This window comes from Microcoleus sp. PH2017_24_DOB_U_A, from assembly GCF_020738205.1.
GTDB lineage: Bacteria > Cyanobacteriota > Cyanobacteriia > Cyanobacteriales > Microcoleaceae > Microcoleus.
Window position 1 is genome coordinate 1 of the sequence record NZ_JAEQCT010000032.1, and the last position, 17393, is coordinate 17393.

General features: G+C 44.3%; 12 protein-coding genes. 8 read left to right on the plus strand and 4 right to left on the minus strand.

Annotated elements, in window-relative coordinates:
• The first annotated feature begins 982 nt into the window (after positions 1-982).
• The 4 genes from JGK07_RS08645 to JGK07_RS08660 all read left to right on the plus strand — a co-directional run bounded on the left by JGK07_RS08645 (position 983) and on the right by JGK07_RS08660 (position 4118).
• Positions 983-2548, plus strand: coding sequence for an APC family permease (locus tag JGK07_RS08645; protein ID WP_293224419.1), 1566 nt, complete (start codon positions 983-985; stop codon positions 2546-2548).
• Between the two features lie 105 nt (positions 2549-2653).
• Positions 2654-3052: a P-II family nitrogen regulator gene (locus tag JGK07_RS08650; protein WP_293224421.1), complete on the plus strand. Its 399-nt coding sequence runs from the start codon at positions 2654-2656 to the stop codon at positions 3050-3052.
• Positions 3052-3375, plus strand: a complete 324-nt coding sequence (locus JGK07_RS08655; protein WP_293224423.1) for a YnfA family protein — start codon at positions 3052-3054, stop codon at positions 3373-3375. Before JGK07_RS08650 ends, JGK07_RS08655 begins: the two co-directional genes overlap by 1 nt.
• Positions 3376-3599: 224 nt before the next feature.
• Positions 3600-4118, plus strand: coding sequence for a hypothetical protein (locus tag JGK07_RS08660; protein WP_293224425.1), 519 nt, complete (start codon positions 3600-3602; stop codon positions 4116-4118).
• Positions 4119-4405: 287 nt separating this feature from the next.
• Here JGK07_RS08660 and JGK07_RS08665 read toward each other — a convergent pair whose 3' ends face one another.
• Entirely contained in the window at positions 4406-5119 is a 714-nt protein-coding gene (locus tag JGK07_RS08665; RefSeq protein ID WP_366039130.1) for a response regulator transcription factor, read from the minus strand.
• A gap of 406 nt (positions 5120-5525) precedes the next feature.
• Here JGK07_RS08665 and JGK07_RS08670 point away from each other — a divergent pair, with 406 nt between their 5' ends.
• The 4 genes from JGK07_RS08670 (at position 5526) to JGK07_RS08685 (ending at position 11042) form a co-directional block, all read left to right on the plus strand.
• Positions 5526-6386, plus strand: a complete 861-nt coding sequence (locus JGK07_RS08670) for a phycobilisome linker polypeptide (protein WP_293182351.1) — start codon at positions 5526-5528, stop codon at positions 6384-6386.
• A 334-nt stretch (positions 6387-6720) separates the two neighbouring features.
• A complete protein-coding gene (locus JGK07_RS08675) occupies positions 6721-7473 on the plus strand; it encodes a phycobilisome rod-core linker polypeptide (protein WP_293241694.1) in 753 nt (250 codons plus the stop codon).
• A 558-nt stretch (positions 7474-8031) separates the two neighbouring features.
• The gene (locus JGK07_RS08680) at positions 8032-8337 is read left to right on the plus strand and encodes a CpeR family transcriptional regulator (protein WP_293182355.1); all 306 of its coding nucleotides are present in this window, start codon (positions 8032-8034) and stop codon (positions 8335-8337) included.
• Between the two features lie 20 nt (positions 8338-8357).
• Positions 8358-11042 (plus strand): PAS domain S-box protein, encoded by a 2685-nt coding sequence (locus JGK07_RS08685; RefSeq protein ID WP_293182357.1) that lies wholly within the window; start codon positions 8358-8360, stop codon positions 11040-11042.
• A gap of 370 nt (positions 11043-11412) precedes the next feature.
• Here JGK07_RS08685 and JGK07_RS08690 read toward each other — a convergent pair whose 3' ends face one another.
• The 3 genes from JGK07_RS08690 to JGK07_RS08705 form a co-directional block, all read right to left on the minus strand.
• Positions 11413-12522 (minus strand): hypothetical protein, encoded by a 1110-nt coding sequence (locus tag JGK07_RS08690; RefSeq protein ID WP_293182359.1) that lies wholly within the window; start codon positions 12520-12522, stop codon positions 11413-11415.
• Between the two features lie 228 nt (positions 12523-12750).
• A complete protein-coding gene (locus JGK07_RS08695; RefSeq protein WP_293182361.1) occupies positions 12751-15786 on the minus strand; it encodes a poly(A) polymerase in 3036 nt (1011 codons plus the stop codon).
• A 541-nt stretch (positions 15787-16327) separates the two neighbouring features.
• Positions 16328-17344, minus strand: a complete 1017-nt coding sequence (locus JGK07_RS08705; RefSeq protein WP_293241691.1) for an adenosine kinase — start codon at positions 17342-17344, stop codon at positions 16328-16330.
• Between the last annotated feature and the right edge of the window lie 49 nt (positions 17345-17393).

Genomic DNA, 17393 nt, shown 5'->3' on the forward strand with positions numbered 1-17393 from the left:
TTATTCCTGTAGTTTTAGGACTGTGGACTAAAATTACTAACGTAGATGTCTAACATTGACTACTTTTGGGTAGCTTTGTCCATGTTTTTACGAGCGGTACTTTGTAACTGTCAACTGCTATAGCTTTTAGAAGAGCTATATCTGAATCGATTTGTCGGTTGGCTGCAAGATAATAGATATCTCCCATAATTCTTGTGGAACAGGCAAGATGCCTGTTCTTGACAGGCTTTTTCGGAGAAGTCTAATGGTCACGTATTTGACTCATATCAATTCCGGCTGCACCGGAATGATATAGAGGAGACGGCTTGGCCTTAGTCCCTACTAAAAATAATACTGTAGGGACACGGCTCATATCAATTTCGGCTGCACCGGAATGATATAGAGGAGACGGCTTGGCCTTAGTCCCTACTAAAAATAATACTGTAGGGATTAAGGCCAAGCCGTCTCCTGATTTCAGCTAATAATTCCGATGCTACCGGATTTGACTCACAGCAGGTTTAAGCGGCTCTCCTGGGTTTATGGTGGATACGGTATTAGGCACAATTGTTCGCGATTCTGTGCTCCCCTCTTCGTCAAGGATATGCGGTTTGCTTATCACTACAAACTCAGGAGAACCATTTAAGCTATGTTTGGGCTTGAAAATTTTTTAAGTCCCGATCGGACTTATAGGCATCTATTGTATTTTTATATACGGATTTATAAACTATTCCCGTTTAAACAAGAAGTTAAATCCAAACGATCGCAGATCTCACGGGTGCATCTCAATGCAAGCAAATATGTTTGTATGGGCTATAGCATGACCTCCGTCAATATGGGATTATAAGTAATAACTTATATGCGGTCATGCTTCGCCCTCTTCAAAAACCAGATGCACCCGATCTCAGAGCTCACAATGACCAAAAGCAATTTCCTCCGTGGCCTCAGATTCATTCCTTCGCAGGCTTAGGACGGGATCGACAATTTCAAAGCTCAAAAAAAACCCATGACAAACTCTAATGGAGAATTCAAGCCTACCCTAGGACTGGTAGGCATTACGATTAACGCGATGGCGCTGATTGCACCGGGCGCTTTTCTGTGGACGACTTACCAATTGCAAGCCCCGCCGGATTCTGCTAAAAATATGTGGGCTGCGATCGCCCTAGCAACTGCGATCGCCCTGCTGACAGCAAGCTGTTATGCAACGCTTTCTAAAGCTTACCCCGAAGCAGGTGCCGGCAGTTCCTATTACTATGCAGAAGCAGCAATCTTAGCGAAACAGGAACACAAACACTTTCGTTTGGCGCGTTTGGCAAAGTTTGTAACCGGCTGGGCTGCACATTTGTACTACTGGGTGTACCCCGGCATCATGATTAGCTTTATGGGAACGCTTGTCGTTTACATCGGGCAGTTGTTTAACCCTGATTTTGCAGCAGATTGGTTCAGCAAAACCTTAATTTGCTTTATCTTCACTGGGCTGGTGGGCTTTATTGCCCTCCAGGGCGTTACCGGTTCTACGCTGATTAATATCATCATCAATATTGTGCAAATTAGCTCTCTCACCTTCCTGGGATTGTTGATGATTGTTTACCGATTAGGTCATCCGAATGTGAATTATGAACACGCAAATGCTTTTAGCGTTGTGATGCCTCATGATTTATCGGGATTGATTTACCAAGCGACGATCGCAATTCTGTTACTTGTCGGATTTGAATCGGCAACAGCGATGGCTGGTGAGGCCATTAATCCTCAGCGCGATATTCCTCGCGGTGTTATTCTCTCTTTATTTATTCAGGCTTGTATCTGTTATTTCTTCGAGTATTTCGCGGCTAATTTTTTCATTGGCGACCAATATACTGCAACTGTTGATGGCAAAACTGTAACGGGATTTGCCGCTGCATTATCGTCGGGTGCGCCGATCGGCGATATCGCGAAAATTTTGGGAGATACGCTACTATTTGGTAACGGATTTCTGCTGCAAATTACGATCGCCAGCACAGTCGTCATGGCATTGATCGGGACAGCGCTATCGTCGCTGTCAACGGGTGTTCGGATCAGTTATGCCATGGGGAGCGATCGGGAATTACCCGCCGTATTCGGCTTTTTACACGGGCGTTACAATACGCCTCACATCGGAATTTACTTTCTAACTGGACTTTCCGCTTTGATTGGGGCTTATGCGGTGCAGAGTGTGGATAACGTGACGATCGTTACGTTAGTGTCTAACATTGGCACGTTTATGCTCTACGGAATTACCTGTGGAGTAACGTTAGTTGCTACCCTAGAGCATTTGCTAGATGAGGAACACAACCCAATCAAAACTGTTGTGATTCCCGTTTTGGGTTTGGTCACGAATTTACTTATGGTTTGTGGCATTTTTTACTACGGTTTGACTGGAACTGGTAATGCCAAAACTAATTCTATGACTGCGATCGGCATTTCTGTTGCCTTCTTTTTTGCCGGATTTGCTTACCTGATTGGAGACAGCTTGATCAAAGGCAAACCTCTGTTTTTGCCGTCGGATATTAATCATCCCCTGCGCGATAACACCTCTGCATCTAAATCTCCATAGTTAAACAGTTGACCTGTGGTAGGGGCGGTGCCCCCGTGCCCGCCCTCTTAGCTGCCGATTGAGGGCGGGGGATGCTATACCCAAGATATTTGGTAATTGAAATCTATGCAATTAGTTCTTGCGATTATCCAGCCTGCTAAATTGGATTCCATCAAGGAAGCCTTAGTCAAACTTGGTATTCAAGGAATGACTGTCACAGGCGCAAAAGGATTCGGACGGCAAAAAGGGAAACCGCTTGCTTTTTTGGGACTCTTAGATATGGAAGGCAAACCTTTTACGGTTGACTTTCTGCCGAAAGTCAGAATTGAAATTGTCGTGAACGACGATATGGTTGATGCGGTTGTCGATACGATTGTGACAACGGCGAAAACAGGAACTGTCGGAGATGGCAAATTGTTTGTGATTCCGGTAAGCCGAACAGTTCGCATTCGCACAGGCGAAGAAAACGAAGCTGCTTTGACAATCGAAGAACCTGCAACTTTGAGCGATTCCTGGAAAAAATAATGATTCAATCTTTGTTGCTTTTTGTGTTAGCTGGAGTATGCGAAATTGGCGGTGGCTATTTATTTTGGCTGTGGTTGCGCGAAGGCAAAAGCCCTTGGTTAGCCGTAATTGGGATGGTTATTTTAGGGGTTTACGGAGTGGTGCCAACGCTGCAACCGGCTACTTTTGGGCGAGCATATGCGGCTTACGGGGGTGTGTTTATTGTGTTGTCAATTCTGTGGGGCTGGATTGTCGATCGCATTGCTCCTGATAAGTACGATTTACTCGGAGGGTGGATTGCTTTGCTGGGCGTTTTGGTGATTATGTATGCGCCTCGCCGTTAGTTAGCATGATTCGGCATCATTTGGAATGATTCGGCGGTTGAAACCGCTTCTTGTCATACGAAGTCTGCCTCCGCAGACTAAGAGATCGCGGGTTGAAGTTCAGCCACGATCTCTTTTTTGTCAGCTTTTGCTGACAATCAGCTTTTTTCATGCTTGCTTTTTCAAAAAATGTGTTAAATAGTAGTTAAAGATACAGAAAATAATTAATTTATCAGAAATAAACCATGTTTAATACGATTTTGAGCCAGCAGCGACAAGTCCTCGGAACCTTTTCTAGCCGTGAAGACGCAGGACAGGCTCTGGATTGTCTGGTGTTTTCAGGCTTTCCGCTAGCGCAGGTGTTCTTGCTGGGGCAAAGGTGCGAGGAACAGCAAAATTCTTTAAACCTTCCCTCAGAGTCGTTTGGAGCGATCGCAGGCACTGCAACTGGTCTGAAAAAAGGAATGTTTCTGGGCAATTTGGTGGGGGGTGCCACCGGGCTACTGTTAGGAGTGGGACTCCTTGCCCTTCCCGGTGTGGGTCAAGTATTGCTGTCTGGGGCGATCGGCTTTACGCTGTTGAGTGGCGGAATTGGCACGGCTGCGGGTGGATTGATGGGAGCTTTAATTGGATTGGGGCTGACTTCAGAGCAAGCTAAAGCCTATCAGCAGCAGATTTCTCAGGGCAGTGTTTTACTAATCGTAGAAGGCAGCGGACAAGAGGTCGATCGGGCTAAATACTTGCTCGCAAAATCGGCAGTCTAAACTTTAAGAATATCGGGTAAAAATCGAAGTATGACAGCAGTAAGAACCAAGAAGGAAGAAAGAAGGAAGATGAAATACAAAGACGAATCAACCCGAAATAATAAAGCATATTCTATGTAGATGTGGTACACACAATCTTGTCGTAAGTAAGGTGCGTCGCCACCAGTCAATCAGCAAATTATCCAAGATATCGGAGCGACGCACCCTACAAATTAACAGCACACAATATATCTGCTACTGTACTTCATGAATCTGGAATAGGCTGTATCAGTATAGGTGGCAATTTCTTACAAGCTCAGTGGCTTGAGCCTAGAGTTACTGACCGCATTTACAGGGGAATCTGATTGCTTCAGGCGATAGCCCATACTGTGAACTGTCTCAATTAAATCTTCAGCAGCTCCCGCAGCTTTGAGTTTTTGACGCAAACCTCTGATGTGAACCTTGACAGTATTTTCTTCTGGAGGAGATTCCAACGACCAGACGTGTTCGATCATGACACTTCGACTGAGAACACGGCGACCATTTCGCAACAGAAGTTCCAGAAGCGCGTATTCTTTGGGCGTGAGATGGAGTGGGGTGTATCTATAGCTAACTTCATAGGTACTGGGGTTGAGGCGAATTTCTTCCCATTCTAAAATCGGCCCAGAAGTGCTACTACCTCGACGCAATAAGGCTCGAATCCGAGCAAATAGTTTTTGCAAGTCCACGGGTTTGACTACATAATCATCAGCCCCAGCATCAAGCCCATTAATTTCATCACTGAGGGTGTCACGGGCTGTGATCATCAGGACAGGCATAGTATAGCCGTGCGATCGCAATCGATGGCAGAGACTAATTCCATCAAGTTCTGGTAACATCAAATCTAGCAGCAGCAAATCATAGTTGAGCATCTTTGCTTGATGCCATCCAGATTCCCCATCGGTAACTATATCAACAACATAGCGCTGGTCTGTCAAGGCTTCTGCCAACGTTTCTGCAAGGCGCAGATCGTCTTCAACCAAGAGAATCCTCATAATCAAGAGGCTGGGGGAAAGTACAAAGCCACTTATTGACTTTTAGACAAGATTGAGTTAGCGAACCAGAGCGCTCTAATACCAATAGGGCTAGGGCGATCGCCATGCTGGCTCCTCAACATCTTATTCGCATTTGGGCCCCAAATTTTACCGATTTGCGATCGAGATGTCAACAAGTTTTGACCCAAGGGAAGCTCAGAAACCATTGGCCAAAGCTTTCTTAACAAATATTGCCAAAAATCACGATTTATTACTTATTGAGAATCTTTCCGATTTCTTTACCATTTTCTGACTCATTTCTTTACTTGTTATATGTAATTGTAGGTGGGATCGGCACTTGGATGGGGTCAATTCTCCCACCCACTTGATAGTTAATTTGGGAGATTAGTGTTAAATGGCTTTTGGACCAGCTTCAAGATTGGGAGTGAGCCTGTTTGATGAAACCCCACCAATAGAGCGGGTTACAGGTAACTCCAATGAAGACCTTGAAACCATCATTCAGGCAGTATACCGACAAGTTTTGGGAAATGCCTACGTCATGGAGAGCGAACGCCTCACCGTTTGTGAGTCGCAGTTTAAACGCGATGAACTGACGGTACGGGAGTTTGTGCGTCGGGTTGCAAAGTCTGACTTGTATCGATCGCGATTTTTCGATAGTTGTGCTCGCTATCGGGCGATCGAACTCAACTTCAGACATCTACTTGGTCGCCCTCCGCTGGATCTCGAAGAAATGCGGAGCAAAAGTACCATTCTGGATACCAAGGGCTTTGAGGCTGAGATCGATTCTTATCTCGATAGCGATGAATACCAGAATACTTTTGGAGATGACATTGTTCCCTACATCCGGGGATACAAAACCGAAGCTTGTCAAAGCATGGTGCAGTTTACCCATACCTTCGAGTTGGTGCGAGGTGCTTGTAGCAGCAGCTTGAAGGGAAATCTGGCTGGTAAGAGTCCGCGTTTGAATTCCCTAGTAATTCAGGGCACGCCAACCGCCGTAATTTCTCCAGCCAGCAGCGGATCGACATTCCGCAATCCATCCGGTAGCGCTCGGACTCGTCATGGCGCTGGATCGGATGAAAACGGAAAAGTCTATCGCATTGAAGTTACCGGCTATCGCGCCAATGTGGTGAATCGGATTTCCAAGTTTCGCCGCAGCAACCAAGTTTACCTGGTGTCGTTTAACGAGCTATCCGAAACCTATCAACGGATTCACAAACAAGGTGGGACGATCGCTAGTATCACCCCTGTCTAGTTGAAAGTCGATCAATTTTAGATTTTAGATTTTAGATTTTAGATTTTAGATTGAAGAATTATTCGGGGCTTGTAATGAGAATTCGGAGCTTTGCTTCAATCAACAATCAACAATCAATTATCAAAAATCAACAATCATTCCGGTACAACTGGAATTGATATAAGCGGTGTATTACTGACATATTGAACCATTCTCAATTAACATTTTACGAACAGGCAAGATGCCTGTTCCACAAGAAATCCACTCTTTGTGGAACAGGCATCTTGCCTGTTATTGACAGTGGTGCAAGATTTCAGCTACTACCAACTATTATCTGTAAAGGAGATTAATTGCAATGGCAGATTCGACAAAATGTGAACTGTGGCCAACCAGCGGTGTAGATGAGGTGCAAGCTGTGATTCGCGCCGTCTACAAGCAGGTTTTGGGCAATCCCCACGTGATGGAAAGCGAGCGCTTGGTAACTGCGGAATCTCAATTGTGCGATCGCAGCATCTCCGTGCGTGAATTTGTGCGATTGGTTGCTAAATCTGATTTCTATAGCACTCGCTATTTTCAAAAGTGCGCTCCCTATCGATTTGTCGAACTCAATTTCCTGCACCTGCTAGGTCGTGCACCGCAAGATCAAACTGAAATTTCTGAACACATTATCCGCTGTGTTGAGCAAGGCTACGATGCCGAAATTGACTCATATCTCGACAGCGACGAGTATCAAACCGCTTTTGGTGAAAACGTTGTTCCCTATTACCGAGGCAGAAGCAGCGAAGCAAATACCAAGCAAGTAGGTTACAATCGGATGTCGCTGCTCGATCGGGGTTTTGCTCAAATCGACAGTGCCGTCAAAGCTTCTCAGTTAGTCTACGCCGTTGCTACCAACAGCGCTAACGTCATCAAGCCCTCAACCAGTCGAGGAGGCGCTTATGTCGCAACCGAAAAGATGTTCAAAATTGTGGTAACAGGGTCTAAATTCGATCGACCTCGGCGCCTCAGTAACACGACATACATTGTGGCAGGAGACAATATGACTCCGCAAATTCAGCGGATCAATCGCACCTCTGGCAAAATTGTCAGCATCACTGAGATTCTCTAAATCCAACAAAAACAAGAAGTTTAATAGATGGATTTAAGTCATATTTAGAGGGTTTTTCTGGCTTCTCTAATTAGATTCAGCTATCTCTAAATTTCTAGCAACAATTGGATAGAAATTGAGATTATATCAGTTTCTCAAAATAATTGTACAATCTACATCTTTGGGTCGATATTCTACAATCAACCTACTGTTATTACTGTATAATTTGGGATAACTGGTATTCCCTCATTTTGAGAATATTAAGTATCTCCCGAATTGGAGGATGCCCGATTCGGGAGAATGCCAACTCTATTAATAAACTAGCTGGAGAAAATTTAATTTGAAATCCTCATCACGTTTTTGCGATCGACCATGATTCTCTATACTCCAATACTTAAGACAGTTTGTTTAAAGCCTCTGTAAGTTTGACAGTACCAGCCCTGCAATTTTTAAATTTTTTTCTGCGTTGCCATTAAAAACAAACTTGGAAAAAATAGTTCACAATAGATCCAGCCTAGGTTTCATGTACTCGATTAGCACCTAAAACTGTCCGAAGTATTGATACTCAATCATATTAGAATGTTGCCACCACAAGCCCAAAAAAAGTTGCAATGCTGGATTCGCAGCCGTCATTTAATTTGTTCTGGCAATTTTTACATCTTTGAAACTATAGACTATAGCGCTATTGAGCGATTTACCGAGTCGATTACGGCTTTAGGAGGAACATTAATCTCGGTTCAGCCGATCGACAAAATTTGGATGGGCGATCACCGTCAAGTCATTCTATATCGTGCCAAAGCCAGTTTGCATACGCCTTGTCACAACCTCAAGCAATACTGGTTTAAATATGGTAGTTTCCAGACTAGGTTCGATCCAAGCTCTTGATCTGGCTGATACTGGTTAGCATGGTTGTAGCATTGTTGTTGTCTGTTGGTGGCATCCTGATTTTCATAGGAATTATCCAACCATTTTCTATGCTAAGTAACATTTTTCTAGTTGCGATCGGCGTTTTAGTTGTGGTAGTAATTTGCCCCTGCTTCAAACAGGAAGTAGCCCGACGACAAACAGCCGAAGGGGTGCTGCGCCAACAAACCGATCGCGAACGGTTAGTCAATCAAATTGCTCAACACATCCGACAATCCCTGGATTTAGACCACGTGCTAGAAACCACGGTAGCAGATGTGCAACGCTTTCTGGAAGCCGATCGCGTTCTCATTTACCGCCTGTGGCCAGACGGAACGGGCAGCGCCATTAACGAAGCCGTTTTACCCCCTTACCCCGTCATTTTAGGAACATCCTTTCCACCAGAAGTGTTTCCCAGCGAGTACCATGAGGCTTATTCTCTGGGAAAAACCCGCCTCATAGAAAATATTGAAGAAGCCGATCTCGAAACTTGTCTGACTGATTTTCTCCAACAATTTGGAGTCATAGCAAAATTGGTTGTCCCCATCGTCCAAGAAAATCGGCAGGTTGAGGGGAATCCTTCTGTACCCTATCTTTGGGGGTTATTGATTGCTCACCAGTGCGATCGCCCCCGCATCTGGGAAACCTGGGAATTGGAGTTAATGCAGCAACTAGCGACGCAGGTGGCGATCGCCATTCAACAGTCAGAATTATACCAACAGCTTCAACAACTCAACGCCGAACTAGAACAGCGCGTCCAACAACGTACCGAAGAATTAGCTGAAGCCAACGTCGCTCTACGAGACGAAATTGGCGAACGACAGCGCACCGAAGTAGAACTGCGCCACACCAACCACACCCTAAAAACCCTGATTAGCGCCTCTCCTCGCGCTATCTTCACGCTGGATATAGAAGGGTACGTCAAAATTTGGAATCCTGCCGCCGAACAGATGTTTGGTTGGACTGAAGCAGAAGTCATCAACCATCCCAACCCAATTTTTATCGACGATCCATTAGAAAATTATTCCACTCTCCGCAGCAATCTCCTGCAAGGAATCACATATAGTGTCGAACTGCGCCGCCACAAAAAAGACGGAAGTGCGATCGACATTATCTTCTCCGCTGCTCCTTTAAAGAATAGTGAGAATCAGATTGAGGGCATTGTCGCAGTGATTGCCGACATTACCGAACAAAAGCAACAGGAAGAACAGGTGCGACTCCTCCAATCAGTTGTTGTTAACACAAATGATGGCGTCGTAATTACCGAAGCGGAAGCGATCGATGAAGTTGGTCTTCGCATCATCTATGTCAATGAAGCATTTACCCAGATTACAGGATATAGCCTAGAAGAAGTTTTGGGTAAAACACCCCGGATTTTGCAGGGTAAAAAAACCGATAGCACAGAATTAGACAAAATTCGGATAGCACTTTCGCGTTGGGAATCTGTCACCGTTGAAGTGATTAATTATCGGAAAAATGGCTCCGAATATTGGAATGAATTTAGTATTGTTCCTGTTGGCGATCGCACGGGTTGGTATACTCACTGGATCGCCATCCAGCGAGACACCACCGAACGAAAACAAGCAGAACAAGCCCTGCGACATAGCGAAGAACGGTTTCGATCGCTCATTGAAAATGCTCTAGACATCATTATGATTCTAGATACAGATGGTACGATCGGCTATGTCAGTCCTTCTGTGGAAAAAGTCTTAGGGTATTTAGTATCTGAACTCGTGGGGAAAAAAATATTTGAGCCAATTCACCCAGATGATTTTACCACTACTTATCAAAGTCTCACCAATACTTGGCAAAGTGCAGAACTCAACCGTCCCATTGAATTCCGCTATCGGCACAAAGATAATTCTTGGCGAACCTTGGAAGCGATTAGCCAGCCTTTTATAAACAATGCAGCCACCACACAAATTATCGTCAATACTCGTGACATCACCGAACGAAAACGACTGGACGAAATTCGGTTAGCCCTGGAGCGCGAAAAAGAACTGAGTATTCTGAAAACCCGTTTTTTTTCAATGGCATCCCATGAATTTCGCACTCCACTCAGTACGGCTTTAGCAGCAGCTCAAATTCTAGAAAACAGCCCAGACGAATGGAATGACTCCCAAAAGCGACTGAGAAACCTGCACCGAATTCAGGATTCTGTAAGGAATATGGTGCAATTGCTCGACGATATTTTAACCATCAATCGCGCCGAAACTGGGAAACTAGAATTTAATCCAAAATTTTTGGTTTTGGACAAATTTTGCGAACAATTTGTGGAAGAAATGCGGCTCAGCGCTGGCAGTCAGTATACCATCACCTTTACCTGTGAAGGAAATCCAATTCCCGTTTGCTTGGATGAAAAATTGTTGCGATCGATTCTGTCCAACGTATTATCCAATGCGATTAAGTATTCGCCTAAGGGAGGTAATGTGCATCTTGGTTTAGAGTTTCAGTTGCATCAGGTGCTACTCCAGGTTTGCGATCGAGGAATTGGCATTTTTCCAGAAGATATAAAGCAGTTGTTTGAGCCATTTCACCGAGGTAAGAATGTCCGAACTATCCCTGGTACGGGATTGGGATTGATCGTGGTTAAAAAGTGCGTTGACTTGCATCAAGGTAGTATTGAGATTACCAGTGAAGTTGGTATTGGTACAACTTGTGTGGTGACACTTCCGCTGGTATTATAAAACTATCAATAGGTCAAGGTATGTTGTTGCGCTTCAGCGCTCTTTCCTAATATTTGTAAAGAGCGCCCAAGCGCAACTACGTACCTAATTTGTCTGACTACAATAAAACCGTCCTTTCTGGATAGGATATATACAACTACTAATAGGCTAAGGTATGTAGTTGCGCTTCAGCGCTCTTTCCTAATATTTGCAAAGAGCGCCCAAGCGCAACAACGTACCTAATTTGTGTGACTGCAATAAAACCCTCCTGTCAGGATAGGATATATAAAACTACCAATAGGTCAAGGTATGTAGTTGCGCTTTAGCGCTCTTTCCTAAGATTAGCAAAGAGCGCTGAAGCGCAACAACGTACCTAATAAGGAGCACGATCTCATTTGGCAAGATGGGAATCATGGCCGGCTGGGGCTTCGAGCTTGACTGGTGGGGTAGCTTTGAGATCGTCGAAGAGGGCTTTTTCTTCACGAGCAATTGCATTGTAATCATTCACTTTCTGCTTGTAAATATCGAATTGCTCTTGAAAAGCAGCAACGCGCTCCTGCTGTTCGCGCACTCCATCGTTAAATTCTTGCACTTTTTGATTGTAATCAGATTTTTTTTGTTCAAACTGAAACACCTTTTCTGGAGAGCCGTTACCCTGTCGGTAAGATTCTTCAGCTTGTTCCTTAAAACGCATTAAATCCAATTGCAACGCATCTAGATTGCGTTTCTTCGATCCGAGTTCGAGATTGTGCTCTTTGATTGTTTGCTTGGTTTGTGCGAGACTTGCTTCTAAGGTCTCAATTTCAGGTTTGAGTTGCTGGGATTTCTCATCTAATTTTCGCACAATCTCTTGAGACAGATCGGCTAACTTTACCACTTGTTGGCGATCGCGAAAGTAACGCTGATAGTATTGTTCGAGTTCGACATCGCCGAGATAGCCGAGCTCTGTCCCCAGATACGAGTGCAATTCGTTAACATACAAAGCTATATCCTTTTGCTGGTATTGCTTCAATATGCTAGACAAGCGATCGTTTTTGATTTGCAAAGCAGCTTGTTTGAGTTGGGGTGTTAGCTTGTCGCGATCCGATGGACTGAGGCGAGTGTAAGCGGCATGGAGCATTTCATGGGCTGCTGTCACTTCCATCACGCCTTGAAATCGATCGTCTGTAACCGACTGAATCGCGATTTTGCCCGATTTACCGTTGGTGAAATAGCACCCAAAGATAATTAAGGTATCCTTCACCTTTTCTTTTGTTTGACAGATTTTAAAGAAGGTTTGCTTGGGTTCGATGGTTGGAGTTTGCCGGTAGAAAATTTGTTGCGCTTCCCGCGTCATGGTGGTGGCGGTGGCGAGACGTTCGATTGCTGCTGAAGGTGGCGCTACACCAATCCACTCGTCAAGCTGCGAATTTAAGACAATCCTAGAGATGGCCACAACTAGCACAATTATCCAGAAGTTCTGCGATCGAAATAAGTTTTTTATCGACCATTTTATATTCATAAAAATTTTGGTAAATCCATTTCTTTAAAAACTGCTAGGCGCAGATAACGCTGGTAGGTTAGTGACTCGGTGGAGGCGCTAATTTGAGTTTTTATTTGGGAATGTAGGATGCAAATTCATCGGAGCGCTACAGTTGAATTACAATTTTACCATTGAGTTACACCAGACGACCGATCGATCTGCCTTTCTTGTTCAAGAAAAGATGTCAAATGGGTTCTGTAGCCTTTCTCAGGTAGATGAGGTACAATGTGACCAACCCGACTGGACATGATATGAGTCGCGATCGCACAACTCGATCTGCAAGATACTGCTACAATCGTTAGCAGCATTGAACCGATCGATAAACTCATTGCTAATTTGGGCGATCGCACCAGAATCTTCATCTATATTACAGATGATACCTAGCACGACACTAACTAGATTTTGCCTTCTCCGAATTCCAGGCCAAGGTCTGACAGAAATATTTAGTTTTTGCTCTAAATCGATCGCTAATCCAATTATGTGACCTTCAATCCAGCCGCCGCATTTTTCTAAATTACCAACTTCTGCACTACTTACCGTCAATACTAAAAACGCATTTGATTGTTCCAGTAAATCAACGGACTCAAATAGAGTTGTCCAAGTGGTATTTCCCGCCAATACTTCCGACGCAATTTCTGCACCGCGACCCAATTCGCGGCGCAATATTTCTGCGGTCGATCGCGTGACATTTCTGGTACTGTTTTGACAAGGTGCGATCGATGTAATTACAGGCAACCATTCCCGCGATTTTTGTACTTGATACTGTGTTCCGGCTTCAGTTAATGCTATTGGTTGAGTCCAATCGTGTTGGCTGAGGATTTGGAAAAAATGAGCAAGTAATATATCTAGGTTTAAGTGTTCGCTATGAATAGAACTCCAAGCTGTCAGTAATGCCCAAGAAAAATTACCGAGAAATCCCCAAGCATTACCGTGAATCTGACGTGCTTTCGCCCAGGTTCGCACCGCCCTTAACAAGTTTATAAATAAATCCCAGGACAAATGTTGGCTGACTGTATCTACCATTAAATCCGCTTCCAAAGCACCTACTACGGCACTCCAACTGACGGCATCAAAAAATGGTCTAGCCTCTTGAGATAATGGTTCAATTATCTGGAATTGTCCGAGGGTTGTGGCAGAGAGTAAATCGACTGCCACTCCTTCTATTTCCATTCTCAATACTGGTACTCTCCCCGATTTTACCAGTTGGGAGCAATAGCACAATCCTGCTAATCTAGTTTGTACCTGTTTGAGGAATGTTTCTCCTGTTAAAGGGGCAGGAATTATACAAAGTAAATCTAAATCGCTGTGGCTGCTTTGTATGCCGATCCGCGCCGATCCAATTTGCTGTAATAATGGTTGGTAGCCTAAACATTCTTGACAGGCTTGGGTGACGATCGACTGAATTAGTTCTTGATGCAGTGTCTGTGTTTGGCTTAGTTTTGGATCGAGTTGGTTGATTATTTGTATTAGTGATAAGTTAGACTCATTTTCTCGTGTTTTTGCGCCGGGATTTTCTGGGGGAGTTGCCGATTTTAAAGGTATCCGATATCTAATCTCGAATGGTTCGTTATCGCGACGGCTAATTAGGGCGATCGAGTCTACTTGAAATTTGACTGGATGCCATTGGGAAAGTTCGGTTTTGGCGACTTCGGTTGTGTCAAATTGACCTACAGTTAAATGGGGTGTGAATCCGTTAGCTGATTTGCTACTTTGTTCATCACATTGCGGAAATATTTGTTGAAGTATTGCTTGTAATTGATGCAGTGGATCGGCAGGTTGAGGAATCGGATTTAACCATGCCGTACAGCTAGAAGAGTGCGTGAAAGTTTCAAAGTTTGATAAAGTTATAGTAAATGGTTCTAGTTTTGTCAGTGCTTGGGTAATGGCTGCTGCTGCTTCTGAAAAATATGATTCTGGCAGAAAACCATATATTATATTGATATGAGGCATCCAACGATGAAATTGCCGATCGCAACGGCGGCGAATACTTTGAATTGCAGGTAAAATGTCATCCGGTGGAATGATGACAACTGCACTTTTATAGACAGGTGAGATGGTTTGCAAACAGGTGATGGATTCTAGTTGGGTGAGGAGACCAAAATGATCTGAGGGATAGATTTTTCCTTCTGTATCTGGTATGGGATTGCAGGCAAATAATTCTATTTGACGAGATATCCAATCTCGGTTCTGACTCCGTAACATCATCCTATCTAACCGTCCCGCAAGTCCAGTTAGACTCATTAATGCTGCCAAAGGATTAGCCTGGGGATGGAAAGTGTATCCCGGATCTTCGGGATGCAGTGTTTGCCAAAGATCGATAAAATTGTTTGTCGTTAATATCTCTGCTGGTTCGTTGTCTTTGGCATTGAAATCGCCAACAATTAGACAATCTCCCGGCTGTGAGTTTAGGTATTCTAGCAAGATATTAAGTTGCTTATACCTGACTTTTTCAGAATTTTTATTGTAATCGCTGGTGAAATGGACGGCGGCGACATTGAGAGTTTTACTATTCAGCAACCACTTTCCTACTAATACCCGCTTCCGTGGCGAGTAGCGATATTCTACTAAAGTAAATGGCAATCGCGATAGCACTAATAAACCGTGCCATTCCAGCGTTTCGCCTTGGGGAGATTCGGAGATATGATAAGCCTGAACCCAATCCTCAGCTAATAATTTTTCTAATAAACGCGGTGTTACTTCTTGAAGGGCGATAATATCGGCATCACACTGACGCAGATGCTCTATAATTATCGGAATTCGCTGGGCTGTCTCGGTAAGTTCTGACTCGTAGAGATCTGATAATACGTTATAACTGACAATTTTTAATCTGGTTATCGTTACCGACTCTAAGGGCAAATTCCTGGCTTGCCAATTTTGTTGATTGTATTGGTAAATAGATCTAGTCGGGAAGTCTTTCACAAAGGTGGGATTTGATTGTTGAGGATCGATTTGCAGTTGCTGGTTTGCCGATTCTATATTTTCCGTGGCGACAACCCATGCCGCGACTGGTAATTCTCCAGTAGTAAACAAGTCTACCAGCCGATCGCGATCCCAAACAATTGTTTCCCCACATTTAACATAACGAATCCGATGCCAGGGAATATCGCCATCGACTGCCCATTCTGACAAAGGCTTTTCCCGCATATTACCAGAAATGCGATCGCTAAAACCAAGGCTAAAGGCACGATGGTCTAAACGACTATCCCATAAAATGCGATCGTAAATCTCGCGGATTGTCGCCATTTTGGGTTTTGGGGACTTTGGCTGTGACATGGCATGATGCGGTTATAGTTACGCGTATAACACGAATATAACTATATTGTACTACACGAAAAAGGCGATCGTGTCGGGTGCGATGGGTGTCGATAAGGTAGCTTATTCCCATTTCCCATTGAAGGTTCGTAGTGTGGACTTTAGTCCGCAACATACTGCGGACTAAAGTCCACACTACGAACAATTTTTGTTATGTTAATCGACCGGACTTGATATTACAGGCAATTATTAACTTGAAAAAATTGAAAGGGGATGATAATGCCTATCAGCTTCGGATTGGTGACTATCGAATAGGTTTTTATTTTGATGGCGAAACTGTTACTTTTGCCAGGGTGCTTCACCGGAAAGATATTTATCGCTACTTTCCACCATAAAACTGTTTTCACTCTGACAGAACGTTTTAGGTAACTTCTCCTTGTCCTTTGAAGTAGTAGATTAATGTATTTGTATCCGATTAGTTCCACAGGCGATCGCCCCTTACGACAAAAAGTGCGATCGCCATTTTCAACTACTAACCATAAATCACCTGGTTCAGCAAATGAGCCTGAGAACCCTCAAGACGAGGGCCGTGAATCTGCACCACCATTGAAGCCAAATAATTGCCCCAACGAGCCGCTTTTTCAGCGCTCAAACCATTAGTAATTCCAAACAAAACACCGCCTGCAAAAGCATCGCCAGCACCCACAGTATCGATCGCCTTTACGGGAAATCCAGCCACATCTACAATCTGTTTGTTTTCCACCACCATGCAGCCTTTGTCCCCATTTGTGATAAAAGCCAAATCCGAAATCTCGCTCATCTTGCGAGCGCACTCTTCCAGAGATTCCTCCTTGAAAAAGCTCCGAACTTCGTCAGAGTTGCAAAAAATGACATCGCAATATTCCGAAACCACCTTGTGAAAATCATCCGCAAATCGATCGACCAAAAAGCCATCCGAAAAAGTAAAAGCCACCTTCACACCCAGACGCTTAGACTGTTCCATCGTCTCAATACTAGCCTTTCTGGGCTCGGTCGCATCCCAAAGATAGCCCTCAACATAACTGTACTTGCAATGAGACAGGCGATCGACATCAATATCAGTCGCCGCCAGAGTAGTAGAAACCCCCAAATTAGTACACAGCGTGCGTTCCGCATCCGGCGTAGTCAGCACGACACAAGTACCCGTGGGCCCATTCGACTCAGTAGCAGGATGCACATTAAAATCAATCCCAGCCTCCAGCAAATCTTGGCGGTAAAATTCGCCGTTAGTATCCTTAGCAACCTTCCCCGAATAATAGCCTTTACCGCCACTCTGAGCCAAACCAATCATCGTATTTGCCGCAGAACCCCCCGATCGCATTTGCAGCGAATTGTGTTCCAAATCGTGCAAAATTCCCCCCTGTGTTTCCGAATTCATCAGCGTCATCGCGCCGCGATTCAGCCCGTGCTTGACCACAAAATCATCTTCGACTAATGCTAGGATGTCTACAAGGGCATTGCCCACGCCAAACACATCTACGGAACCGGATTCTTGATTGTTTTCTGTCATCACTAATTTTTGGTTTACACTAACTATCAACTCTATAATAAATCGGATG

Bases quoted from the DNA above. Each gene is read 5' to 3' on its own strand.
- JGK07_RS08645 (WP_293224419.1), top strand. From the start codon at position 983: ATGACAAACTCTAATGGAGAATTCAAGCCTACCCTAGGACTGGTAGGC.
- JGK07_RS08650 (WP_293224421.1), top strand. From the start codon at position 2,654: ATGCAATTAGTTCTTGCGATTATCCAGCCTGCTAAATTGGATTCCATC.
- JGK07_RS08655 (WP_293224423.1), top strand. From the start codon at position 3,052: ATGATTCAATCTTTGTTGCTTTTTGTGTTAGCTGGAGTATGCGAAATT.
- JGK07_RS08660 (WP_293224425.1), top strand. From the start codon at position 3,600: ATGTTTAATACGATTTTGAGCCAGCAGCGACAAGTCCTCGGAACCTTT.
- JGK07_RS08670 (WP_293182351.1), top strand. From the start codon at position 5,526: ATGGCTTTTGGACCAGCTTCAAGATTGGGAGTGAGCCTGTTTGATGAA.
- JGK07_RS08675 (WP_293241694.1), top strand. From the start codon at position 6,721: ATGGCAGATTCGACAAAATGTGAACTGTGGCCAACCAGCGGTGTAGAT.
- JGK07_RS08680 (WP_293182355.1), top strand. From the start codon at position 8,032: ATGTTGCCACCACAAGCCCAAAAAAAGTTGCAATGCTGGATTCGCAGC.
- JGK07_RS08685 (WP_293182357.1), top strand. From the start codon at position 8,358: ATGGTTGTAGCATTGTTGTTGTCTGTTGGTGGCATCCTGATTTTCATA.
- JGK07_RS08690 (WP_293182359.1), bottom strand. From the start codon at position 12,522: ATGAATATAAAATGGTCGATAAAAAACTTATTTCGATCGCAGAACTTC.
- JGK07_RS08695 (WP_293182361.1), bottom strand. From the start codon at position 15,786: ATGGCGACAATCCGCGAGATTTACGATCGCATTTTATGGGATAGTCGT.
- JGK07_RS08705 (WP_293241691.1), bottom strand. From the start codon at position 17,344: ATGACAGAAAACAATCAAGAATCCGGTTCCGTAGATGTGTTTGGCGTG.